The organism is Novipirellula herctigrandis (assembly GCA_007859835.1).
Taxonomy (GTDB): domain Bacteria; phylum Planctomycetota; class Planctomycetia; order Pirellulales; family Pirellulaceae; genus Novipirellula_A; species Novipirellula_A herctigrandis.
The window spans coordinates 5,050,851-5,074,190 of the sequence record SJPJ01000001.1 but is presented as its reverse complement, the minus strand read 5'-3'; the positions used below and the strand labels follow the sequence as shown (position 1 = coordinate 5,074,190).

The window sequence follows — 23,340 nt, the reverse complement described above, 5'->3', positions numbered from 1 at the left end:
CATGGGGGTGGGCACTAGCCTTTTGTAGAAGGACGGTCCAATGCCTGTGATGTTAAAAACCTAGAAACCATGACCACGCTTGAAAGCGTAACCTACGACCGGACTCGCTTGTCAACCAATCGTCGTGATTTGGCTTGAAACCTTGGCAAGGATGCCTCTGCTACGGGCGTCACCTCGATTCGCAGTGCCAAGCGGTTTCTTAGCAGTGCAGCGATTTTTTTGGCCAAACCACTGGTTCCTTCCAATTCGATCCTCAATTGATCCATCTCGTCCACTTGATCGACGATCATACGATATTCGGCAATCGAATCGACTTCGCGAATGATCGCTTCAACACTGCTGGGGAAGACGTTTACGCCACGGACCACGATCATATCATCAGCGCGGCCGATCACTCCACCGTCCAACCACAGAAACGGGCTGGATTGTTCATGATTGCGATAGCCACGAACAATATCACCCGTTCGATAGCGAATGGCGGGGCCGCCGATACGGCCCAAATTGGTCAACACCAATTCACCCAATTCGCCGTCGTTGACCGCTACGCCATGCGGATTTTCGTCGTCAACACGAAGGATTTCAGCGATAAATTCCGATTCGATCACATGCAGCCCCCTGCCGTCGGCACTTCCGAATCCCCACGCCCCGAGCTCACTTGCACCACTATGGTCAACGACTTTCGCACCCCATGCCTGTTCGATCCGGCGACGCACCGACTGGATCGATCCGCCCGGTTCGCCGGCAACAATGATGCGAGAAACATGGTTTTTGATCAGGTCCATATTTTGTTCTTTCGCAACCGCCACCAAATGAAGCGCATAGGTAGGAGTGCAGCACAGAACGGTGCAGCGATAGTCGTCGATCATCTTTAGCCTCGCCTCGCTCGACATGCCGCCACCAGGTACGACCAGAGCGCCGCGACGAATCATCGCATCATTGGCGGTCCAAAATCCAATGAACGGGCCAAACGAAAACGCCATCATCGCAATGTCGTGATCGGTCACCTCCGCCGCATCGAGAACGTATTGCCAACAGTCGAGCCACCACCTCCAATCGTCCGGTGTATCGAGAACCGGTAGCGGCCATCCGCTAGTACCACTGGTTTGGTGCAGCCGCGTGTACTGCTGTATCGGCAAGTCAAAAATACGTCCTGGCAATGCGGGAACAGCAGGAACCAAGTCGGCTTTTTCAAGCAACGGCAATTGGGAGAGATCTGCTAACGATTGAAGCGGCAGCGTGATATCCGCAAGCCGTTCTCGGTAAAACGGTCGATCGCGAAGCTTTGCAAGTAGCGTATTCAAGCGGATTAACTGGTCGCACTGCAGACCGTCCCTAGGAGCGTCATCTTTTTCACCGTGATCGTCTGTCATACCGAAAAATGTCATGAACGAGAAAAGGCAAACACGCGATGCGATCAAATGGTGCTTTGCGGCTGCCTATTGAATGTGAAGTCTTTGTGAAGCTGGCATCGCGTCTCCGACATTCTATCACGCTTCGGCTCAATATGCTGTCTCCTTCAATGGCGACAACGCAGCCATTGTTTTGGCGATTGTTCCTCTATCGCCGCCAGCCATCTACTGCTTATCGCCACCAACCATCTAATCGGGTGGCGAAGCCTGACCGATCGGCAATTACAAAGAAACGGTTAAGGCTAGATGAGTTTGCCAATTGGCGGTTGTTTCGCAAAAAGTCATTGCTTAAATACCTTCGACAAGCGAGTTAGAGATCATTTTGCAGCTGAGGAATTCTCAGCGAATCTCTTTGAAATCTCCTGTCATAAACAAAAGTACTGTCTTGAAAATTCACCGTCACAAAATCGGATTCACGCTGGTCGAAATGCTAGTCGTCATCTCGATCATCGGCATGCTGGCTGCATTGCTTTTACCAGCGATCAATAAAGCAAGGGCTGCTGCCCGCGGTTCGCAATGCCAAAGTAATCTACGTCAATTCGGAATTGGTCTAGCAGCTCGAGCGACCAGTTCGCGTGACTCGTCCTATTGCAGTGGCGATTTTAATTTCCAACGCGATGGCGTGCCCACGGAATTTGGATGGGTGTCGGACCTTATCGACCGCGGCGTTGTGGTCAGCGAAATGCGTTGTCCTAGCAATCCTGCGTCTACATCTGTCGCGGTCCACCAAGCGTTAACGATGAGTATCGCTGACATCACGTTGTCAGCCGATTCCGGGTGTTCAACATGCGAAGATTGCATGGATAACCGGCGGATGGGAAACGATCCACATGTCAATGCGATGGGTGATCGTGTGGTCAATGTGGCCCACCAAATTGTGGAACAATCACTCAATGACCCACCCTCTCGCGCCCCTCTGGTCAGTCAGACAATGATCGGACAAGGATACAACACGAACTATGCCGGATCATGGTTTTTGTTCCGCAGTGAGTTTCAGCTCAATAAATTTGGCAATGTCAACCTTGGGCGATCCTCGTGTGCGAGCGCCTATTCCTCGCCTGCAACGTCCGCGACGTTCAAGAATTGGTTGACCGATACCAAGAGCCGATTCGTGACCCGGGGTCCACTTACCACCAAACGTGTCGATTCGGGCCGTGCTCCGGCAAGCACCATTCCGCTGCTTTGCGATGCAGCAACATTGGGTTATCTCGACTTAGACATCGATCTCGATGAAACCGTGCCCGCTCACTCAACCTACACCGTTTCGATGGTTGGCGAACCAGTCGCGATCGATAGCGGAGCAGGATTGACCCAATTCGAAGTGCCGCAATTTCCAAACGGAACGCCTCGTGAGGGCACCAGCGGATGGCTTCGGGCATGGAACCATCACACCAAACAAGACTATCGCGGGATGGCTCCGCTACACATGGGAATTGCCTATGTGTTGATGGCGGACGGTTCGGTCCAAGCGATCGAAGATTCCAACGGCGACCGATACATCAACAACGGTTTTCCTCAGCATCACGATTACTGGACGAGCGAGGAAATTGAAGTCGGTGACCTGAACTTAGCGAGCTACTACTCGTTGATGTCCAAAGGAAAGCACAACTAAACGCCCCCAAAAAAGCATTGGTTTTAACGCAGGAGGTTAATTGATTTAAGGATTTATTACGAACTTGTACAGGAACTGAGTCCCCGAAATGAAGCTTGGGCATGTGGTCCAAACTTCGATTACAAACACTTGTTAGGAAAATAAAGAAGATGAAGAAGAACGGTTTTACCCTGATCGAAATGCTCGTTGTGATTTCGATCATCGCGATTTTGGCAGCACTTGCGTTACCAGCACTCGCGAAAGCACGTGAAGCGGCTCGTCGTAGTACGTGTTCGAACAATCTGCGCCAATTTGGTATCGGAATGTTGACGTACGCTGAACGAGACCAAGTGGGTCGTCTTTGCACCGGTGCAAGCGATTATCGTCGCGACGGATGTATGGACACCTACGGTTGGGTTGCGGACCTTGTCAACTCTGGCCTTGCCATGCCTTCGGACATGCTTTGCCCAAGTAATGGTGGCAAGGGTAGTGAAAAACTGAACGACTTGGTTGGAACCGACACCACCAACGGAAAAGGAACGACAGCCAATCGCCTCAACACAGGACAATGCAAATCGATTTTTGGTGCGACTCCAACACTAGCAGCAAACTCGCCGGAACGAGCAGCACACATCGGTACGCAATTCCTCGAAAAGGGCTACAACACCAACTATGCTGCTGGTTACCACCTCGTGCGAAACTCACCGCTCACCAGCGGAACCGGTTCTAGCATCGTGCTGAACACACGAAGCAACAACCAAACGGAGTTCAAGCAACGCGATGGCACTAAGGGACCGATCCAACTCTCTGTCATTGATGGCAGCCGCATTCCGGCGTCGAACATCGCCCTTTTGGGTGACGCGGGCCCGGGTGACATCGACGAAGCAGTGTTGACGATCTCGATTACCGGCAGCAACGGTGAAGAACTGCTACCACAAGGCATGCTCTTGACCGAAGCTTTCAACGATGGCCCCGCTTATGTGAATACCAATGGTTCGATTTCTTTGGCTAAGCAAGACGCTGCTGGTCTTGCCGACGTCTCGCTTCCGATCGGCAGTCAAATGGGTTGCGAAAAAGGGAACCCGACCATCAACAACTGCTTCGACTTCGACGCCGGAGTTGGTCCAACCGGAAAAAGTGGCAATGGCCTGTACTTACAAGACACCCGTGATTGGTATGCCCTTCATGGTGGTATTGCAAATATTTTGATGGCTGACGGTTCCGTAAAACAGTTCTATGACGGAAGCAACGGGGATGGTTACCTAAACCCTGGTTTCCAGTTCTATACTTCAACAAATACCAGTGGTGAAGCCGCTGACTCACAAATCAGTGGGTTCGCTGATAGCGAAGTTGAAATTGCTCCCAATGAAATGTTCAACGGGTTGTTCATCGACGAAATGATGTTGAAGGGCACCTTCGAGAGCAACTAGCTCGAACGACGTTGCCCCATGTCTTCGATCACCGGCCTGGGATTTGTCCCAGGCTGGCTGTCGTTCAAAGACGACCCGACCTATTGCCCCAAAGCTTCAACCATTTTCAATAGAATCACTATGTCGCTACATCCTTCCACTGGCATTCGTATTTCCATCGGCTTTGCTTGTGTCTTCATGGCGATCGGATTGGCCGTCTCGCTTGGCGCTGTCACGCCCAACAAGCCCTACGGTGTTCCTGACCATCGTCGAACCGAGTACGAGGAAAAGATCAGGTTGCTACGGATGGAATCAGCGGCAATCGAAACCGCAAAACGAAACACGTCACCCCGAGTTTCCATTGACGAAACAGAATATGACTTTGGCTACATTGACCCGGGCACCAACGGAGCGTCACACGAGTTTGTGGTCACCAACACGGGTGAGGGTGACTTGGTACTGAGCCCCGCTGGTAGCAGTTGTAAGTGCACTGTCGCAAAGATCAAAGACCGAATTGTACCCGCTGGTGAGTCCAGAAAAGTCGAGTTGATTTGGAACGTTGGGGAGGATGTTGCTGATCACTATGAGCAACGAGCCCACATCGAAACGAATGACCCAACGAGGGAGCAAATCGAACTCACCATCCGCGGAAAGGTCCGTTCGCAATGGGCATTCCATTCCGATGATCTGTTGAATCTAAAAGGATATGCTGGGCAAACCCTCGAAACATCCTGCGTGATCTACAGCCAAGTATTTGATGACTTCGTGGTACTCGAAACCGAACCGTCGACTGGCAAAATCCAGGTCAACGTTAAACCGATTCGTGCGATCGACCTTGTGGGTCTACATGCCCGGTCTGGCTACACGATTAAACTTACCTACTCCGCGCCGCAAACTCACTTGGAGAGTTTTGATGAAACGGTTCGCGTCCATCTGTTTGACACCGCCACAGAGACCGACCATTGGATCGAAATTCCGTTTCGTGGCAAGTTCGGAAAGCCAGTGGTTTTTCATGGTCCCGAATTAGACGCATCGGGTTTGGACCTCGGCACCATTGAACTTGGATCGAAAAAAGAATGGTCTTTTGTTGTCCGTTTTAAAACCGATGCCCCGCCCAAGGATGCGCATATCAAATCGTTGGAACCCGAGGGGCTAATTGCATCGTTACATCCGATCAAACGAGTTCCCAATACGTTTCGGGTAACGATTCGCTTAGCCGAGGACGCGAAACCCACCATATTCCGATTTAACAAGCAGGGCTACGTCGAAATCGCTGATCGTCAGCATCCCGATTTGTCGGATTGGATGCCACTGTTTGGCGAGATCATCCCAGCACCGTAAGTTGAACCAGCGTCTGAAATTCAAGATCTAACGAGTCGGGTTGCCCCCCGAGCCAAGATAAACTCGAGCCAAGATAAACTCGAGCCAAGATGATGTGTCCCGTGTCTTTCGCACGCTAAAGCGTGAAATCCAATGACACTTATGAATGTTTGGCGATCGCGTCGGCGACCGCTTGGCCCATGTCGGCCGGAGTTGGGGCGACCACGATACCGGCGGCTTCGAGTGCTGCGACCTTTTCGACGGCCGTTCCTTTGCCGCCACTAATGATTGCACCGGCGTGACCCATTCGTTTACCGGGAGGCGCCGTTCGACCGGCGATGAATGCAGCGACCGGCTTGGTAACGTGCTCTTTGACATACGCGGCGGCTTCTTCTTCGGCGGATCCGCCGATTTCACCGATCATCAGAATCGCTTCGGTTTGATCATCTTCTTGATAAAGCTTAAATAGGTCGATGTAGTTCGTCCCTACAATCGGATCCCCACCAAGTCCAACGCAGGTGCTTTGGCCTAGCTTCAAGTTACTGGTTTGCCAAACGGCTTCGTACGTCAATGTTCCGCTACGGCTCATCACGCCGACCTTTCCCTTTTGATGAATGTAGCCGGGCATAATACCGATCTTGCATTCGCCAGGCGTGATCAAACCGGGGCAGTTCGGGCCGATCAAGACCGAGCCACTTTCGCGAACCTTTCGATAGACGCGGACCATATCGAGCACGGGGACAAACTCGGTAATCGCAGCAATCACTTTGATGCCCGCATCGACCGCTTCAATGATTGCGTCGGACGTATACGCCGGCGGGACAAAGATCATCGTTGCATTGGCACCTTCTTGCTGGACCGCTTCCTCAACCGTGTCAAACACGGGGATGCCATCGACATCATGGCCGCCTTTTCCAGGCGTCACGCCGCCGACCATCTTGGTGCCGTAATCACGACAACCTAGGCTATGGAAGGTTCCTGCTTTTCCGGTAATGCCTTGGCAAATCACTCGTGTGTTGCCGTCGATCAGGATGCTCATGACTGTTGGGTTGTTCGAAAGGAGTGGTTGAATGGTGGAATTGTACGAGTTTTTGAAACTAACTAATCGTTACTTAACCGCTGCAACGATTTTTTTGGCCGCGTCTGTGATATCGACCGCGCTGATGATATCCACATCACTTTCGGCCAACATTTTCCGGCCTTCTTCGACTTCGGTCCCTTCGAGTCGGACGACCAACGGCACGGTAAATCCAATCGTTTCGCTCGCTTCGATCAACGCCGATGCAATCGTGGTACAACGAGCAATTCCGCCAAAGATGTTGACCAGAACGCCTTTGCAATTCGGATCCGAAAGCAGAATGCGGAATGCTTCGGTCACTTGTTGGGCATTTGCCCCGCCACCAACGTCAAGGAAGTTGGCTGGGTTTCCGCCGTGGTACTTGATGATATCCATCGTCGACATCGCTAATCCAGCACCATTGACCAAACAGCCGATATTGCCATCCAGCTTGACGTAACTCAATCCCGCGTCGCTGGCTCGGACTTCGCTTGGTTCTTCTTCGGACCAATCGCGGAGCTCAAGCAAGTCTGGGTGGCGGAACAAAGCATTGTCATCGAAGATAATTTTCGCGTCCAAGGCCACCATCAGACCATCCGACGTGATCACAAGCGGGTTGATTTCGGCCATCGAGCAGTCGTAATCGACAAAGAACTGGCAAATCGAAGTAAAGAAAGTCGCGGCCGATTTTGCCGCTGGGCCGTTGACATTGAGCTTCTTGCAAAGCTTACGCACTTGGAACGCATCTAAACCATAGGCCGGGTTGAAAGGCTCTTTGAAAATCAACTCAGGTGTTTTTTCTGCGACTGTCTCAATTTCCACGCCCCCCTCGGAGCTGACCATCAAAACCGGCTTGCATGCCGAACGGTCGATAACGATGCCGAGGTACAATTCACGAGCAATGTCACAGCCGGCTTCGACGAAAACGCGGTTGACCGTCTTGCCTTCGGGACCGGTTTGGATCGTGACTAGCTTTTTCTTCAACAGGCCCGCGGCGGCCGCTCGTGCTTCTTCGGCTGATTTGACGATCACGACCCCTTTTTGCGTTGGGTTGTCGATCACGGTCCCTTTACCGCGACCGCCCGCGTGGATTTGGGCTTTGACAACCGCGATCGACCCACCGAGCTTCTTGAACGCGGCGGCGGCTTCGTCAGCCGTACGAGCGACATGGCCTTCCAAAACGGGAACGCCCGCTTGGCGGAAGAGTTGTTTGCCTTGAAATTCGTGAATCTTCATCGAAGTGCAGCTGGATATTAGGGGGCGTATGCGGCAAATATGCCGTCTATAGAGAATGCTGGAATATACGCATCCAGCAAGTCGCGAGGAACCATAGGTAGAAAGAACAAACTCTACAACACCTAAAGAACCGCAAAACCTCAGCAAATCAGCGTTCGATCGAGTATAAACAAGCCCAGAAATTGCTACGGTTTTTCACTGCGATAGAAGATATAGGTGCGACCTGTGAAAGTAAGCAGCGGCGGCGGATTTCTCGCGATCCGATACACGTGGAAGAAAGGACGTGAAGCGGGAGGCGTTTGGAAATTGTTCAAAGCCCTCCGCAGTCGCAACGCCTGCAAGACCTGTGCGCTCGGGATGGGGGGCCAAAAAGGTGGCATGGTGAACGAAAAGGGAGCGTTCCCGGAAGTCTGCAAAAAGAGCATGCAGGCGATGGTCGCGGATATGCAACCGGCGATCGAGCCGACCTTGTGGGCCAAAACGCCCGTTTCTGAACTCCAAACCATGTCGCCTCGCCAACTCGAGAACCTCGGCCGGCTAATCCATCCACTCCGCTGGCGTAGAGGAACGGACCACTACGAAGTGATCACCTGGCAAGAGGCGTTCAAATCGATCGCCGAGAAACTCAAAGCGACACCTCCGGACGAGACGTTTTGGTACTTCAGCGGACGCAGCAGCAACGAAGCGGGCTTTTTGCTGCAACTACTCGCCCGCGTCTACGGCACCAACAACATCAACAACTGCAGCTACTATTGCCACCAGGCCAGCGGTGTGGGATTGATGTCAACGATCGGCAGCCCCACCGCAACGATTGTCCTTGACGATATCGACAAAGCGGATTTGGTGTTTCTAATCGGTGGCAATCCTGCGAGCAACCATCCGCGATTGATGACCTCGATGATGCATCTTCGTCGGCGCGGCGGAAAAATAATCGTGATCAATCCCGTCCGCGAAACCGGATTGATCAAATTTCGCGTCCCCAGTGATCCAATCTCTCTGATCTTAGGAACCAAGATCGCCAGCCACTATGTTCAACCGCACATCGGTGGCGACTTGGCACTGCTTTGGGGAATCGCCAAAGCGGTCAAACAAGCCGGGACACTCGACAAGTCGTTCCTCGAACACCATTGCCGTGGCACCGACGAGTGGCTTGCGACCCTCGACCATTTGTCGTGGCAAGAGATCGAAGCAAAATCAGGTGTCGCTCGAAGTGAGATTGAGACCATCGCAAAAGTTTACGGCGAATCCGACCGCGTGGTATTCGCATGGACGATGGGGATCACCCACCATGCACATGGCGTCGAAAATGTGCAAGCGATCGCCTCGCTAGCGATGGCACGAGGAATGATCGGTAAACCGGGCAGCGGCATGATGCCGATCCGCGGACACAGCAATGTGCAAGGCGTCGGATCGATGGGCGTCCAGCCACGATTGAGAAAACAGATTTTTGATTCGTTGCATTCCCAATTCGGAATTGATCTTCCCACAACCGAGGGCAAAGACACGTTGGCATGCATCGAAGCGGCACACAACGATGAAATGAAAGTTGGTTTTTGTTTGGGGGGAAATCTTTACGGATCCAACCCTGATTCGACCTACGCTGCCGAAGCATTGTCGCGGTTGGACATGAACGTCATGATGAGCACAACGATGAACACTGGACACGCTCATGGTTTAGCCGCAGAAACGATCATCTTGCCCGTTCTGGCTCGCGATGAAGAACCTCAACCGACCACGCAAGAGTCAATGTTCAATTTCGTTCGTATGAGTGACGGAGGCCCGCGACGAGTCCCTGGCCCGCGCAGCGAAGTGGAAGTGATCGCAACGCTCGGGCGTATGCTACTTTCCGATGCACCGGGTGTTGCCAATGCACCGGATATTGCCAATGCACCGGGTATTAACTGGGAAGCAATGCAGCGGACGGCGACCATCCGAGATTGGATCGGGGCGGTCGTGCCCGGTTACGAGAAAATCGCTGCGATCGACGACTCGAAAGAGGAGTTTCAGATCGGCGGCCGCACCTTCCATCAGCCTCGGTTCAATACCGACGATGGCCGTGGCATCTTTCATATCCACGAAATCCCACCGCTCAAAGGAACCGGGAATCAGAACCTGCGACTGATGACCGTTCGCAGCGAGGGCCAATTCAACACCGTCGTCTATGAAGAAGAAGATGTCTATCGCAACCAAAATCGTCGTGATGTGATTCTGATACACCCCGAGGATATCCAACGGTTGAGTCTCCAACATGATCAACGGGTCACCGTCAAAAGCGAGACCGGCCAACTAGCGAATATTTTGGTGAGAGAATACGAGATGATTCGTCCGGGAAACGCTTTGATGTACTACCCCGAAGCCAATGTCCTTGTGTCGCGTCAGGCTGACCCCAAAAGCAAAACGCCCGCCTTCAAAGGCGTCGTCGTTGAAATCGATGCGAGTTAGAGGTGAGATGCCTCATGTGACATGACAAACCCCATGCACCTAATTCGATTCTTTCAAAAGATGCCCTTGAAAAGAACCGAACTCGGCGAAATCAGTCGATCCAATTTGGTTTTTCGCGGCCAGCGTCACAACCAAATGAGCGGCTCCCTCAGGAACAACTGCATCGCCCTCTATCGTTCGCCATGTGTTTGGATCGCCATTGTGTGGGTAGACAATTGAATCAATACCACGCTTGACCAACCAATTGTTTTTGTCATCCCGAAACCGCAACGCCATCTTGATTAGCCCACGACCATTTTGGCGAGCTTTGGCGGATACACGATAGCGTTGGCCGGGTGTAACTGGAAAGGAGCAAAGCGCCGCAGCGTTTTTGGCGCCGCGAATCTCGATCACGGCTTTTCGTTCAGTTTCCGGTTTATCCGTCAGTTGATTGCCGCTGGTAGGATCAAGAAATTTTACTTGACCATCTGATTCAGGATGCACCCATGTTGTCCAATTTTCGAAAACGATTGGCGGACCGATAATCGCAGGAGAAATCGGCAACGCAGGAACGTATGGCAGGGATGCCGGCTCAACCGAATCACGCACCTCACCAATCACTTCCACACAGCCGGCAATTCGATCGGACCAAAGCGGATAGACGTCTTTGTTGTGCCACAGCGCCGTATTGGTTGGATCGGGCCACCAACGACCACGTTCACCGTACAACCACACGAAGCCGTCGCCTGCTTGGATCGCCATGGTCAATTGGCGACGAAGCACTGCCAATCGGTCTGTGACTTCAGGAGAGATCACCCACTTTGGAATAATGGTTGGTTCAACGATGTCGACAAACACGGGAAAACCAACTCGCATTTGAGCGTCATATTTTTTTCGCACGCTAGCATCGACTAACATTCGACCTCGCGTGCGGACATCGTGAGCAAGTTTGGCAAACTCATTCGGTTCGGTTAACCAATAGCCGTACTCACAACCGTCGATCAGCCGAAATTCCGCTGGCGACGCTTCGAGCAACCCTGTCAAAAACGAGGGTAGCAATCCGTAAGCATGTCCGGCCAAACACCAATCATAATCCTCGCGACGAAGGTCGTTGCCATTGATCGGCGAAGGTCCGCGATAACCATGATGATTGACCAAATAGCTCATCCAAAAATAGCTTGCCAATTCCATCTCGGGATATTCTTCCGCGATGGCCGTCATCACTTCATGGCCACGCTTCTGAGCCATTACGGCGTAATCACCGAAGGCATGCTCCGCTGCATTCGCTTGAGCATTGTATTCGAATTGTTTGAACGGTTTCTTGTACGGTTCCGGATCAAACAGCAAACCACGAAGTTTGCCACGTTTGGCCAATCGAGCCGCGATTCGCCAGCGGTCGACGACTCGCTGCCACGCTTGGTCATCGAACCAATCCGTATCTCCAGGATTCGCTTTCAAAATCAAATAGCTGCCCGCCCCCTGACCGGCTGACAAAGAATCCAACGCAATTTCAGTCGACGAGAACGAGACATTGTCCCAAGCCTCGACGGAATGTGCTTTCGATAGCGGATCAACAGGTGAACCCTCCGCCCGGACAACCACGACGCTGCCTGAAAAAGGCAACTTGGCAAATTGACGATAATCTCTCGCAAATTGTTGAGCGGTCGGAGCATTCCAACCGGTCGTGATAATTCGAGCGCGATCGTTCTGCGCCAACGGCACTTGCGCCCCAACGGCCAAGCAATGCAAGAGACACAAAAAAACAGAGATCAAGGATCGGATAGACAACGGTTTGCTTTTCCAAAAATCGGAACGGGAATGTGAACAACCACGAATTTTACCGTTCCTAGTGACGAATTGTTGGCACCCTATGACGAGTGCCTTTCGGAATATGCAAATGTGAAATCTGCCCGAGCCCCGTCGGGGGCAAGGCTCGCCTTCGATTGTTAAGCCAGCAACCCCTTAGTATTGACGGAAAAACGACAAAACCGATTGACTTTGGAGGGCAATCATCGCATATACTGAATCGAAATCTATTCCTGAATTCAGCGCCCCAATGATAATTAATTCGGGCCTCGCTACTGTACGCCATCGTTTTTCGCTTGCGACGTTTTCGTTCGCAATCGTTCTTTTCGTTTCCAAGAAGTCGTCAATAGGAGCGTTAGCATGACCACAACGTTTGTGGACACAACTGTTCGAGAAAACTCAGTCGTGCGAGACAAATCAGCTGTTCGTGCCAAACCATCGGAAGTTGATCCCGCCACCTCGAAGCCATTCACACTGGAACAAGAACTGAAACCGTTCGGAACGTGGGTCGACGCTCCAGTTTGGGTCCCGCCAAAAGATTCGAACAAAGAGATGGCCGAATCAATGCTCCAACAATCCGGTCTGCCGACGTCAAAGAGCAAACGTTGGGCTTCGGTCGAACGAGAGCATCGTGATCGGTTCACTCAAGTGCGCGAGATAGAACTGGCAAAAGCATCGATTCGTTTACCCAAAGGACGACTGTTTGTCAGCGTCACGGAACGGCAACACTTCGACCGGATTACGGACGCCATCCCCGACTGTGTTCAAACTCGGCTTGACGAGTTTCTTGCCGGACCAGGAAGAAGAACCGGAGTCAAAGTCTATTACCTCAAACCGCTTTGCGTGGAAGTCGGTGACGATCTTGTGTTTACGTCTCGCGAAGATGTAATGACGGCGATTGAAACCATTCAGCAAGAAGTGTTTACCGAATACCGCAGATTGTACATCCCACGTCGTGGTAAACAGTTTATTCGTCAGGCGGCTCACACCAGTTTGGCATTGCCTCGCGAGATTGCCAAATTCGTGATGCAACGTCGCAAGAAGATCGTGGATGCGTACCACGCAAAACTAGAATTTCAGCGACGAAAGACAGCGCTCCGTGCATTGCGAGCACATCAAAAATGTCGCAGTCATGGTTGCACGTTCGACGAAATGTTGGCGTTGACTAACCCGCTGGAACGCGACGATGTGATCGGACAATACGCAATCGAAAAAGAACTCTCGCGTGCCAAACAAGACCAGTTACTGCGCATGGCTGCGGGACAACTTCCGTGGTTCGTTGCCCTCTCAATGGGCTTGTCTTACCTCTCTGCTCTCTCGACGATCACGCTGACGTTTGCGCCGCCCATCATGGTTTGTGACCCAGCGTTCGTCGCAGAATTCCCCGGTTCGGGTGGCGTCTTGATGAACATCGGTCATTTCGACGAAATTGGCGGCGTCAGGCACGTTGAGTTCTAAGGCAGGCGGTGTGGGATGGCTGGAACAGACGCAAACCGCTTTGCAGGCTATCGATAGCAGGGCTACATCGATCAAGGCGCGGAGTTATTGACGCAGCATTGCGTCGGCAAAAAACGATGCTAGTTCTTTTCTTGGTCGAACATGGTGACGATCCAGACCAGGTTGCCAGATTTGAGTTTGACCGCAGGAGGCGTGATGTCGGTCACTTCGACGCCATCACGCGTTTCCCCGACCGCGAGCGCACAGGTGGATTTCTTCGTCCGCAGAATCACTTTCGGCTCTCCCAAATTCGCAAATCCAAGCACTTCCACTTGCGTTGCTTTTTCAACGCTCGACTTGCTTTTTCTTTCGGAGTTCGGCATTTCATCGCCGGGAAAACGGAACGGATCGACCCGATCAGGGTACTTCGGTTGATAGGAGATTGGGGTCGTCGTCGACTCGCCTGCTGCTTCAAACATGGTCAAGTTGGCCGTATTTCGGTGGGCGTGGCTGTCAATGGCGCTCGTCAAATCCGACTCGCTCGAACATCCACTCGCAAAAGAAATGACTGAGAGGATGGCGACAAACGCGAGCGTAGGGATTGAAAATCGCGGCGAGATCATCGTTAGCTTTTTCGTCTGTTTAGGAGGTGACATTGCCCATTTCCCTTCGATCCATTTTTTCTTTTGAGAAACACTCGGCCGGGAAACCGGACGTGCGTTCAGGAAAACGTAGGTCAGGCGGTGAGTTTAAGGGGTCATCGGACCACAATTTCGCCAGACCTTCGTCGGGCTCACGGGTTGGCTTGTACCCGTTGCAGCGATTTACTGGATCATTCCGGCTACTGCGGCGAACACGAAAGCCGTCGATGGCTGGTCCCGCAAAACCCTTCTTGTCGTCGATGCGTAACGATCCTAGGGATTTTTCCAAACTATCGAGCAAACCAAGGTACTGTTTCGAATTATCCCCTTGGGTCACACTAGATGGCTCATCTACACTATCCGTTATTCCTTTTCGTTTTGCCGACGCCTTTATCGTTATGTTGGCTATCCGATTCGACTTAACCCCCTACTCTGTCCAAGCCCAATGGCCCTGATCATCTTACGCTGCGTATTCCTGCTTTTTGCCGGAGGCGTTTCGACCTTTATCATTTCTTCGCTTTCAAGTGACACGCCCACGGCGGTTCCCTACTTGGTGTTTACCGGCATCATGTCGTTGGCGGCAGTGGTGATTATCACCGACATTTTCTTGCCTCGAAAACGGATCGACACCCTTTCGGCAATCTATTTCGGACTGCTCGTCGGCGTCCTTTTGACCTACGTCATGTGGATCGCCGTTGCTCCGCTGATCGACGCTTCGTTTAACGAGCGCGGGCTACAATTAACGATTGGGATGTTGTTGTGTTATATCTGCACGAGCCTGCTGCTACAAACCAAAGACGATTTTCGTTTTTTGATTCCCTATGTTGAGTTTGTTCGTGAAGTAAAGGGATTCAAACCGTTGGTACTTGATACCAGCGTCGTGATTGATGGCCGCATCGCCGACTTGGTGGGGACAGGAGTCTTTGACAACCAATTGATCATGCCTCGGTTTGCACTGACTGAATTGCAGGCGATCGCGGACAGTGGCGATAAACTGCGACGAACTCGCGGTCGACGTGGACTCGACGTACTCAACCGGATGCGAGCTGATGATAGCGTCGACTTGGTGATTTTTGATCGCGAGCTACCCGAATTGGCTGGTCAAACAGTCGACCTTAAACTCGTGCTCTTGGCCAAGCACCTCGACGGAAAAGTAGTGACGGGCGACTTCAACTTGAACAAAGTCGCCAAGATTCACAATGTGCCTGTGATCAACTTGAATGAGATCAGTAACGCGTTACGCCCCGTGTTTCTTCCTGACGAGACCTTCCGTATCAAGGTTATTAAAGCAGGCGAAGGGCCCGAGCAAGGTATCGGATACTTGGATGATGGAACGATGGTTGTGATTGAAGGTGCGCGACATCGGATTGGCCAAGATTTGGACGTTCGCGTCACCAGCACGCTGCAAACCAACGCGGGAAAAATGATCTTTGCCAAGCACGAAACGCGATAGTCGATTGGTGATGCCGAACGACTATTATCGCGCCGCGCTGCTCGCTTCGATTCCACTATTGTGGTGTGGCATTTGCCTAGTTCTCAGTTGGGCGAGCGGATGGTGGGTTTTGGCAAAACAGTTTCCCGCCCGTTCCAGAGTTGATGGTCCTGTTGCCCGAATGCGAACCGGATCGATCGGTCCGATTCACTATCATTCGATGTTAACTTTTGTGGCGGCCGAGCACGGGATTCGAATATCAATCTTCTTACCGTTTCGTATTGGACATCCACCTCTATTCATTCCGTGGGAAGCCTTTCTAAATATTCGCGACGATAGCAAGCTGTTTTCGCAAAAGGTCAAAATGTCGATCGGACAACCGGCAATCGCGCGTGTCGTTTTTCCAGGTTGGGTCAAATACCATATGCCGTTGGAGATGCGTTTCCCAGCCTCCTGACCGCTCAGTTAACCTGTTCCTCGTTGCGAAAAAAGAGTAGACTTGTGGTGTCGTCGCACCCCGGCGGTCGGGTTTCCACAAACCCGATCGCCGGCGTGTGACATGGTACGGCAAGGGCTCGCTCGCTCGAAGATCTCACCAAGGTTGCTGATAGGCCTTTGAAACGGCTAATCATCTTGGGGATGAACGGTAGCGGTTGCGTTCAGTTGTCGAGAGCGTCACGCGACAAAATTGGTAAGCTAGCTTCGTGAACTCATCGGAATCCAACTCATCATCTCCCGACGCGTCGGATGTCCACTTAGTGGATGATATTGACGGCGTCGATGGAGGTGACCAAGCCTCGAAATTGGCCCAGTGCCAAAAAATCATTGACTATTGGTTCAAAGATGAATCAATACTTCTTTCCGCTCTCACTCATGCATCGGGCGCGTCGCATCGGCTCGACAGCAACGAACGTTTGGAATTTCTCGGCGACGCAGTGTTAGGTTTGACGGTATGCCAATGGTTGTACGAGGAGTATCCCGAATACAACGAGGGTGATTTGACAAAGATCAAATCGTACGTCGTTAGTCGCCGCGCGTGTGGAAAAATCGCTTGTTCCCTCGGGCTCGATCGATGTTTGATCGTTGGCCGTGGCGTGACGCGGAACCGCAGCTTTCCGAAGTCGCTTGTGAGCGACGTTTTTGAATCCGTCGTCGCAGCAGTCTATCTTGATGGCGGCAGCGAGGTGATTTGCGATCGACTAAAGATTTGGTTGGCAGACGAAGTCCGGATCGCAGTCGAAAGCCAAGGAGCCAGCAATTTCAAAAGTGTCCTACAGCAATACGCCCAACGGGAGTTATCCAGTACTCCCGTGTATCGACTCGTTAAAGAAATCGGCCCCGATCATCGCAAGGCGTTTTTGATCGAAGCAGTGATTGGGGACCAACAGTTCACGGCTGCTTGGGGAAACAACAAAAAGGACGCGGAACAACGTGCCGCGTCCAATGCGCTTGCTCACTTGCATGAGCAACCTATTCCCTACCCCGAAGAAGACCGCGATTAGACTGTCTTTTCCATCGACACTATTGGGTTTACATCCCGGGCATCGTGAAGCCTTCGGGCAGCGTGAACGATGGGCCGTCGCTGCTGGTTGCCGGTAATGTTGAAGCCGGTGGTGCCGGTTTCGTGGGTGCCGGTTTCGTGGGAGCTGGTTTCGACGGAGCTGGCGTGGCTGATGGCGTGGCTGCTGGCGTAACAGTACCGGTCATACCCGAAGTCGACCACGATCCTTGCCCCCAATCCGGGGTCCCCGCAACAGTGGTCACGGGGCTCGATGCAGGTGCGATTGCCCCGCTTGGTGCTGGGGAATTAACGGCCGTAGGACATGAATCGGACGTCAATGGAGTTGCGGCGGGCTGCTTGATTGAAGCCATCGCTGGCCCCCAAGCCGTTGTACCAGGACGATAGCTCGCCGGGGCGGTCGGAACCGTTTGGCTCATCGGTTGACTTACCGCTTGAACCGTCGCGTTGGGAGTAGTCGATTCTGCAAGCGTGCTAGGTGACGCAGCAGCTTGTGGAGCGTCTGTGGCAGGTGCTTGGGCGATGTCCGAAATGTTGGTGTTGCTGGCGTCAAGCTGGACGAGCATTTCACGCGACCGATCGACGGCACGACGAACCGCTGCATCGCTAGACGCTTGAGCTTCGAACTTCATTGCCTCATTCAAATGATTTCGCGATTCCGCTTTTTGTCCTTTGCTGTAGTGCAGGTAAGCCATGTTGAAGTGAGCTACGGCCGCTTTGTTGTTTTCTTGCAAGACATTGAATGCACCTTGCTTGTCACCTGCTTCGAAGCGAACACTGGCTAGATTGTTTGCATAGCGACTCGTGCCGGGCGCCAATTGGAGTGCTTGGGTGAGCATCGCCGAGGCTTGTGCATGATCACCGGTTTTGCTGAGTGTCAAGCCAAGGTCGTTGTAAAGTGCAGCGTCCTTTGGACTTTCTTTGACGGCGAGTTGGAAGTACTCAACGGCTTGGGCGTGGTTGCCTTGGCGAAAATGAAGTCGTGCAACGCTTGTCAACGCGGCCGCATCGTTCGGTGCCTTTTCAAGTGCCTTGGAGTAGGCTTCCATCGCCTTGGGGAAATTGCCGGTCGATTCCCAAAGTTGACCGTTGGCCACAAAAACTTCGGGACCGACGTCCTCGGGCTTATCGGTCAGTTTGAGTGGATCCGAATCCGATATTTCGTCGGCGTCATGCGCACCATCGCGGCGGAAGACACTGGCTACCGCCCCGGTAGTTTTGCCGAATGCCGATTTGGCAGACGCTCCTACCGCACTAATCGACTTACCCGCACTTGTCGTGCTCGCGGCAATCGATTCGGTCATCGATGTTCGAGCCGGATCGGCGGGATCAGTCGCCGTCGATGGCTGCGAAAAAGGATTCATCGAGGCGATCGAAAAGCCACTGCTGGAACACCCCGTCGACCAAGTCAATGTCGAACCTGCGATGAGTGTCAAAAGAACAGCGCGGCGAAGTTTGGTTGAACGTTTCACGAAAAGGTCTCCCGAAGGAATGTCTTCAAACGAACCCTCAGTCAATTTAAGGTTCGCGAGACATCGATGCGTGCGATATTGCAGAATGTTAGTATCATTCCGATTATTGGGATCGACCGAATCAGAGAGGCTTCTTCAACGGTAATTGCGCTTTTGACGACAAACCCAAAAAAAGGTGAACTCCCGAATAATGGAAGTCCACCTCAAAAAAAACGCTATCAAATCGTCGTCGATCGCTACGGAGTCTCTACTCCGCTGCGCCTGCATCGCCCTGCGCGCTACGTTCAGGCAATTTTGGCTTGGGTAATACTTCCATCCAATCGCGTTGAATCCGGACTGCCCACGCACCCGGCGCCGTTGGTTGTTCCTTCTCGGTCACAATGACTTGCGGTGGCGGACCGACCATGTGCACGCTAGCAAGAGTTTGACGGACCGACGCGACACGTGCATTGGTCTCTTCGGGGCTCTTGCCGCGAAGCACATACACCGTTCGGCGCGATTCCGGTGCTTGAGTGGCAATCCAACAAACCCGGTTGTTTCCCGATGCCGAGAGGGCACCATCCCCTTGGCGGAACAGATCGTGACCGATCGTGTTATGCATCCGCCAACCATTGTGTTTCATGACTTCGAATGGCTGGACGACGTTAATCGCATCGGCCTCGTTAAACGGGTCAGGCCAGGCATTACCGCGGTGATAATCAACGTTAGCTTGATGCCAAAATTGGTGCCAATCAGCGGAAACGGTGCCACAACTAGCGCCAAGCATTAGTGCTGCGATGGCCAATGATCGTCGACGAATTGTAATCTTCATAATCAGGCAGTTCCTTCCGCCGAGTGCGAGACGTGTCCAACACACACCATCGGCGATACGACCCGATCGACTTGTCCAAACGGTATCGCCGTAGCGAAGGATAATCGAGCAGGGGAAGGATATTCAGTAAAACCGCCATACATTGCCACCCCCTGGATTGGGGTTTACCACTGCGGTTCAAGGGGCGCGTGGAAAGAGCCTCCTAATTCATCAAGTCGTCAAAATCGGTTTCGTTAACGATCAGAACTTCGCCATCAAAATCGACCACATCACCGATCACGATTTGTTTGCGACGCCGAGTCTCCACTTGGCCATTGAGCGAAACCTCACCTGCTTGAATTCGTACTTTTGCTTCCCCACCGGTTGCAACTAAGCCTCGACATTTTAGCAGGTCATCCAAACGGATCACTGGCCCGCGATTTCCCGGAACTCGATTAGAGGGGTTTTGTTCGTCGTCGTTCACTTCGTTACACATTCACCATTTCACTTCAAACGCACTATTTCACTTCAAACGCACTATTTCACTTCAAACGTCGCGAGCACCGGAAGATGATCGCTAATATCACGCTGTGAAGGTGGTATTTCCCAGTAGTGTTCCCAATGTTGCTCCGGCAGGTCTACCGCACCTTTCACATTCAAACTCGGAAGCACTTTGATTCCTTTGAAGACCAAATCCGCTTTGCTCGGATCATCCGTAACTAATGATCGGCTAACTAAGATACGATCAAACTGCTTCCCTTTCACTAAATGCGTTTGTCGCTTGTCGGCGGGCAAAAAATTGTTCAAATCGATCAAGTCATCTGCGTCCGTCGATGTTTCTGAGCCACTGGCAATCGCCACATCACTGGTCGTTCGCTTGGAACCAGACCTTTCTTCGGTGTTCAAGTCACCTAGCAAAATCACATTCTCACCCCGCTCGATTGCCGCACCAATCCACTGGTGCAATAGTCTCGCTTGGCGAATTCGAATCGGAGTCCCCTCTTCGCGGGATCGCAAGTGAACATTCATTAGTGTCACTCGTTCGAAACGATCCCCGACCGGAAAATGGAATACCGCCATCAAGTGCTTGGTAACGTTGTAGTAGCGGTCATTGGCCACCGAAGCTTCACTACGGTCAAATTGAGTCTGCAACAACAGGTCGGCAGGCTGTCGATACAAAAAACCGACATCTTGTTCGGTAAAGTGGTCCTGGCCCTCGATGCACAATTCCTCGTACGCTAGCGAGTGTTCGCGTTCGAGCGAGCGAGTCAAATACCAAAGCACTCGCCGGTTTTCGACCTCTTGAACCGCCACAATGGTTGGCTTTGCCTTGGCCAGACTCGCTGCAACCGCATCCCGTTTCCAATCCCACGCTTTTCGATCCGGCGCTGATTTTTCACGAGCAAGTTTGCTGTAATTATCGCCCGATTCCTCATCATAGAACCATTCCAAGTTCCACGTCATTACGGTGAGATTATCTTGGGCGACTGAAACTGGGTCAAACGGAATACCGCTGGCCATCAGAAACGCCGAGCAGATTGGCAAAAAGATTTTGATAGGGTGGAACAATTGCAGTTGATCCTTTTTAGTAGGAATGCGAGGGCCAAGTAGAAGAACCTATTTAAAACCTGACAACAACCCAACACTCGATCATAAACGCAAGCTTAGTGAACAGGAACGGATTTCACCCATTCTTCACGCGATGACGCCGACCGATGGTCGCGAAAAAGACTCACTATCGATACCGTCGCCCGAGAATCAAGGAAGCCACCCACGCGCTGCGGCGGCCACTGTTTCGACAATGGGAAATTGCTACGAGGCCAGAAATTGCTTGCCTTACTGAACCGCGATGGTCAGCCAACCGTCGCGAGCGTCAATGTAGGTGGGGCGAAACTCTCGACCACGAAGTGCATCCACTTTCACCGTCGCTGGGATCTCGATTTTGCGATGCAGCAACGTTTCTGGAAATGCTTCGGTGAATTTCTTCTGGATATTTCGCTTCAAACCGGACTGAGAGACACTCAATTTCTTTCGCCCCGGAAAATCAACATCGACTTCGCTGTCACGAAGCAGCACCATTCGGCCATCCTGCATTCGCGCCGGGCGATACATCGCCGTGATCTCCATTGCCACTTTTAATTCACGCTTTCCTTCGGCGAACCGTGTACCACGAAGTCCCAATCGCACAGCGCCATCACGTGCTTCGAAAACGATGGGTTGGACGCGAGCGAAGTCGAGTTCAAACGAAGTCGCTTCGTCGTCATCGTCACTATTCTTTGCTACGGCCTGTTGATCGGTACGCGACAATAATTGATTGATCTCGCTCTCTTTCACCGTTCGCCCCGCTAAAAGAGGACCGAGCGTATTGTCCACCACCGACTCTTGGAATTGGACTGCTACGTCATACGCAGCATTGATCGGCGGTTTAGAAACAACGGTCGAAATCTGATCGCCACGACGGAAGGTCGCATCAATGAAGATCGCTTCGTCAGTCGAACCCCATAGACGAGCCGGTTCTTCAAGCGACAAACGCCTTAACATCGGGGTGATTCGCCCCGAGACATCGGGCGGTTTGATTTCACTCGCTTGATTGGTTTCCTGCAAGAATTCATCCTTAACACGAGCTTCCAATTTTCTCAATGCGATCCGATCCGCTAGCGGTTTTTGTTCGGCTGATTTCTTTTTCGCAATGCGACGGACGATTCGAAGACGGTGTTCGATCGCATCGATTTGTGTATTCAAGACCGCTGTCGCAACTGCAGGTTCGAGTGTGACGCCTTGCTCGTTGACGTTGAGTGTTCGCCATGCGGAATAGTCCCCATTGCCAGTGGTTCGCAGCCGAACGGGGCCGTTGTAGCCGAAGCTCTTGGTAGTGACATGTCCCGCCAAAGCAACTTGGATTCGTGCCGAGCCAATCGACGGCAACAGGTTCGCAGTGACCACGCCATTGGTATAAGCAGTGCCCACGATTCGCGTTCCCAAAATACAATCACGAACCGGTTTCGACTCGTTGACCGCTCGATTGACCAACTTTTGGACGATCGGCTCCCCAACCAATACTGTCACGTTCGGACGGCCAAAAACGTCTTTCATGACTCCGACGACTTCTTTCGCTTGGCCCGATTCATCAATCAAACCAACAATCGCAGCAATCGCAGCAGCGTCTTCGGCCGAAGGAACGCGATCCAGCACTTCGATCCGCTCGACTAACGAATCGAGTTGCTTTTGGAATTGAATGACTGACTTGTCGGCATCTCGAAACCGTATCGCCGAGATCAAGTCTTCGACCGAATCACGCAAATGACGGATCACACTGATTTCCAGTCCCCGCGCGTTCCCAACCAATCGATGTCGCAAGTCAAATGCGGCGTATGCCAATTTGGCTGCCGATGCATCGTCGTTGATCGCGGTCGTGATCGGGGCCATTTCCAAGTAATCGAGCCATTCCTGACCGTTTGCCTTGGACGTCTGCGTCTGCATCACGCCGCGGACAATATTGCTGCGGCGGAGAACCTCCTGTTTAGCCGTCTCCAAATCAGGGAAGCGTTCGGCGACGATTTGGTTTTTCGAGTATTCAATCTGAGAAACCAGTCGCGCCCGATCGTAATCAGACAATTGCCCCAACGATATGCTGCATTGAAACGCCAAAAAGAGGCCCCAAAACGCCGATGATGCGATTTTCAATAAGGTAGTACAGGCAGTTGTCGATCGATGTCCCATGACAATCCTTGGACCAAATAGGTGGTTTGGGCAGCTTACAGCGGTCCATTGTAGATACTGGCCAGAGGAATGGTGAGAGG

At 52.3% G+C, this 23,340-nt stretch carries 18 protein-coding genes; 8 read left to right on the top strand and 10 right to left on the bottom strand.

Going from position 1 to position 23,340, the window contains the following annotated elements; all coding sequences use genetic code 11:
- Window positions 1-92: 92 nt before the first annotated feature.
- On the bottom strand, window positions 93-1,370 hold the full coding sequence (locus CA13_RS18430) for a phenylacetate--CoA ligase family protein (RefSeq protein ID WP_146399062.1): 1,278 nt from the start codon (window positions 1,368-1,370) through the stop codon (window positions 93-95).
- Window positions 1,371-1,836: 466 nt separating this feature from the next.
- Here CA13_RS18430 and CA13_RS18425 point away from each other — a divergent pair, with 466 nt between their 5' ends.
- The 3 genes from CA13_RS18425 to CA13_RS18415 all read left to right on the top strand — a co-directional run bounded on the left by CA13_RS18425 (window position 1,837) and on the right by CA13_RS18415 (window position 5,750).
- On the top strand, window positions 1,837-3,021 hold the full coding sequence (locus tag CA13_RS18425; RefSeq protein ID WP_473087510.1) for a DUF1559 family PulG-like putative transporter: 1,185 nt from the start codon (window positions 1,837-1,839) through the stop codon (window positions 3,019-3,021).
- A gap of 149 nt (window positions 3,022-3,170) precedes the next feature.
- Window positions 3,171-4,430, top strand: coding sequence for a DUF1559 family PulG-like putative transporter (locus CA13_RS18420; protein ID WP_146399060.1), 1,260 nt, complete (start codon window positions 3,171-3,173; stop codon window positions 4,428-4,430).
- A 120-nt stretch (window positions 4,431-4,550) separates the two neighbouring features.
- The gene (locus CA13_RS18415) at window positions 4,551-5,750 is read left to right on the top strand and encodes a DUF1573 domain-containing protein (RefSeq protein WP_419194539.1); all 1,200 of its coding nucleotides are present in this window, start codon (window positions 4,551-4,553) and stop codon (window positions 5,748-5,750) included.
- Between the two features lie 139 nt (window positions 5,751-5,889).
- On the opposite strand, the gene sucD is transcribed toward CA13_RS18415, so the two are convergent.
- The gene (gene sucD, locus CA13_RS18410) at window positions 5,890-6,768 is read right to left on the bottom strand and encodes a succinate--CoA ligase subunit alpha (RefSeq protein WP_146399056.1); all 879 of its coding nucleotides are present in this window, start codon (window positions 6,766-6,768) and stop codon (window positions 5,890-5,892) included.
- Window positions 6,769-6,837: 69 nt separating this feature from the next.
- Window positions 6,838-8,022, bottom strand: a complete 1,185-nt coding sequence (gene sucC, locus CA13_RS18405) for an ADP-forming succinate--CoA ligase subunit beta (protein ID WP_146399054.1) — start codon at window positions 8,020-8,022, stop codon at window positions 6,838-6,840.
- Between the two features lie 225 nt (window positions 8,023-8,247).
- On the opposite strand from sucC, the gene CA13_RS18400 reads away from it, so the two are divergent.
- On the top strand, window positions 8,248-10,464 hold the full coding sequence (locus tag CA13_RS18400) for an FdhF/YdeP family oxidoreductase (RefSeq protein ID WP_146403754.1): 2,217 nt from the start codon (window positions 8,248-8,250) through the stop codon (window positions 10,462-10,464).
- 39 nt (window positions 10,465-10,503) lie between these two features.
- On the opposite strand, the gene CA13_RS18395 is transcribed toward CA13_RS18400, so the two are convergent.
- Window positions 10,504-12,231 carry a hypothetical protein gene (locus CA13_RS18395; protein ID WP_146399052.1) on the bottom strand — a complete coding sequence of 576 codons (1,728 nt, stop codon included), beginning with the start codon at window positions 12,229-12,231 and terminating at the stop codon, window positions 10,504-10,506.
- Between the two features lie 378 nt (window positions 12,232-12,609).
- Between CA13_RS18395 and CA13_RS18390 the strand changes: the two genes are divergently transcribed.
- Window positions 12,610-13,707 carry a hypothetical protein gene (locus tag CA13_RS18390; protein ID WP_146399050.1) on the top strand — a complete coding sequence of 366 codons (1,098 nt, stop codon included), beginning with the start codon at window positions 12,610-12,612 and terminating at the stop codon, window positions 13,705-13,707.
- A gap of 119 nt (window positions 13,708-13,826) precedes the next feature.
- On the opposite strand, the gene CA13_RS18385 is transcribed toward CA13_RS18390, so the two are convergent.
- A complete protein-coding gene (locus tag CA13_RS18385) occupies window positions 13,827-14,342 on the bottom strand; it encodes a hypothetical protein (RefSeq protein ID WP_146399048.1) in 516 nt (171 codons plus the stop codon).
- A 430-nt stretch (window positions 14,343-14,772) separates the two neighbouring features.
- On the opposite strand from CA13_RS18385, the gene CA13_RS18380 reads away from it, so the two are divergent.
- From CA13_RS18380 to rnc, 3 genes are all read left to right on the top strand, one after another.
- Window positions 14,773-15,780, top strand: coding sequence for a PIN/TRAM domain-containing protein (locus CA13_RS18380; protein ID WP_146399046.1), 1,008 nt, complete (start codon window positions 14,773-14,775; stop codon window positions 15,778-15,780).
- A complete protein-coding gene (locus CA13_RS18375; RefSeq protein ID WP_146399044.1) occupies window positions 15,758-16,216 on the top strand; it encodes a hypothetical protein in 459 nt (152 codons plus the stop codon). Before CA13_RS18380 ends, CA13_RS18375 begins: the two co-directional genes overlap by 23 nt.
- A 247-nt stretch (window positions 16,217-16,463) precedes the next feature.
- Entirely contained in the window at window positions 16,464-17,261 is a 798-nt protein-coding gene (rnc, locus tag CA13_RS18370) for a ribonuclease III (protein WP_146399042.1), read from the top strand.
- A 28-nt stretch (window positions 17,262-17,289) separates the two neighbouring features.
- Here rnc and CA13_RS18365 read toward each other — a convergent pair whose 3' ends face one another.
- The 5 genes from CA13_RS18365 to CA13_RS18345 form a co-directional block, all read right to left on the bottom strand.
- Window positions 17,290-18,750, bottom strand: coding sequence for a tetratricopeptide repeat protein (locus tag CA13_RS18365; RefSeq protein ID WP_146399040.1), 1,461 nt, complete (start codon window positions 18,748-18,750; stop codon window positions 17,290-17,292).
- A gap of 247 nt (window positions 18,751-18,997) precedes the next feature.
- Entirely contained in the window at window positions 18,998-19,561 is a 564-nt protein-coding gene (locus CA13_RS18360; protein ID WP_419194538.1) for a hypothetical protein, read from the bottom strand.
- A 202-nt stretch (window positions 19,562-19,763) separates the two neighbouring features.
- On the bottom strand, window positions 19,764-20,036 hold the full coding sequence (locus CA13_RS18355; RefSeq protein WP_146399038.1) for an RNA-binding S4 domain-containing protein: 273 nt from the start codon (window positions 20,034-20,036) through the stop codon (window positions 19,764-19,766).
- 41 nt (window positions 20,037-20,077) lie between these two features.
- On the bottom strand, window positions 20,078-21,109 hold the full coding sequence (locus tag CA13_RS18350; protein ID WP_146399036.1) for an endonuclease/exonuclease/phosphatase family protein: 1,032 nt from the start codon (window positions 21,107-21,109) through the stop codon (window positions 20,078-20,080).
- Between the two features lie 267 nt (window positions 21,110-21,376).
- Entirely contained in the window at window positions 21,377-23,260 is a 1,884-nt protein-coding gene (locus CA13_RS18345; RefSeq protein WP_419194537.1) for a hypothetical protein, read from the bottom strand.
- Window positions 23,261-23,340: the final 80 nt, after the last annotated feature.

Coding starts and splice junctions, on each gene's coding strand:
- CA13_RS18430 (WP_146399062.1), bottom strand. CDS start 1,370: ATGACAGACGATCACGGTGAAAAAGATGACGCTCCTAGGGACGGTCTG.
- CA13_RS18425 (WP_473087510.1), top strand. CDS start 1,837: ATGCTAGTCGTCATCTCGATCATCGGCATGCTGGCTGCATTGCTTTTA.
- CA13_RS18420 (WP_146399060.1), top strand. CDS start 3,171: ATGAAGAAGAACGGTTTTACCCTGATCGAAATGCTCGTTGTGATTTCG.
- CA13_RS18415 (WP_419194539.1), top strand. CDS start 4,551: ATGTCGCTACATCCTTCCACTGGCATTCGTATTTCCATCGGCTTTGCT.
- sucD (WP_146399056.1), bottom strand. CDS start 6,768: ATGAGCATCCTGATCGACGGCAACACACGAGTGATTTGCCAAGGCATT.
- sucC (WP_146399054.1), bottom strand. CDS start 8,022: ATGAAGATTCACGAATTTCAAGGCAAACAACTCTTCCGCCAAGCGGGC.
- CA13_RS18390 (WP_146399050.1), top strand. CDS start 12,610: ATGACCACAACGTTTGTGGACACAACTGTTCGAGAAAACTCAGTCGTG.
- CA13_RS18385 (WP_146399048.1), bottom strand. CDS start 14,342: ATGTCACCTCCTAAACAGACGAAAAAGCTAACGATGATCTCGCCGCGA.
- CA13_RS18380 (WP_146399046.1), top strand. CDS start 14,773: ATGGCCCTGATCATCTTACGCTGCGTATTCCTGCTTTTTGCCGGAGGC.
- CA13_RS18360 (WP_419194538.1), bottom strand. CDS start 19,561: ATGAAGATTACAATTCGTCGACGATCATTGGCCATCGCAGCACTAATG.
- CA13_RS18355 (WP_146399038.1), bottom strand. CDS start 20,036: ATGTGTAACGAAGTGAACGACGACGAACAAAACCCCTCTAATCGAGTT.
- CA13_RS18345 (WP_419194537.1), bottom strand. CDS start 23,260: ATGGGACATCGATCGACAACTGCCTGTACTACCTTATTGAAAATCGCA.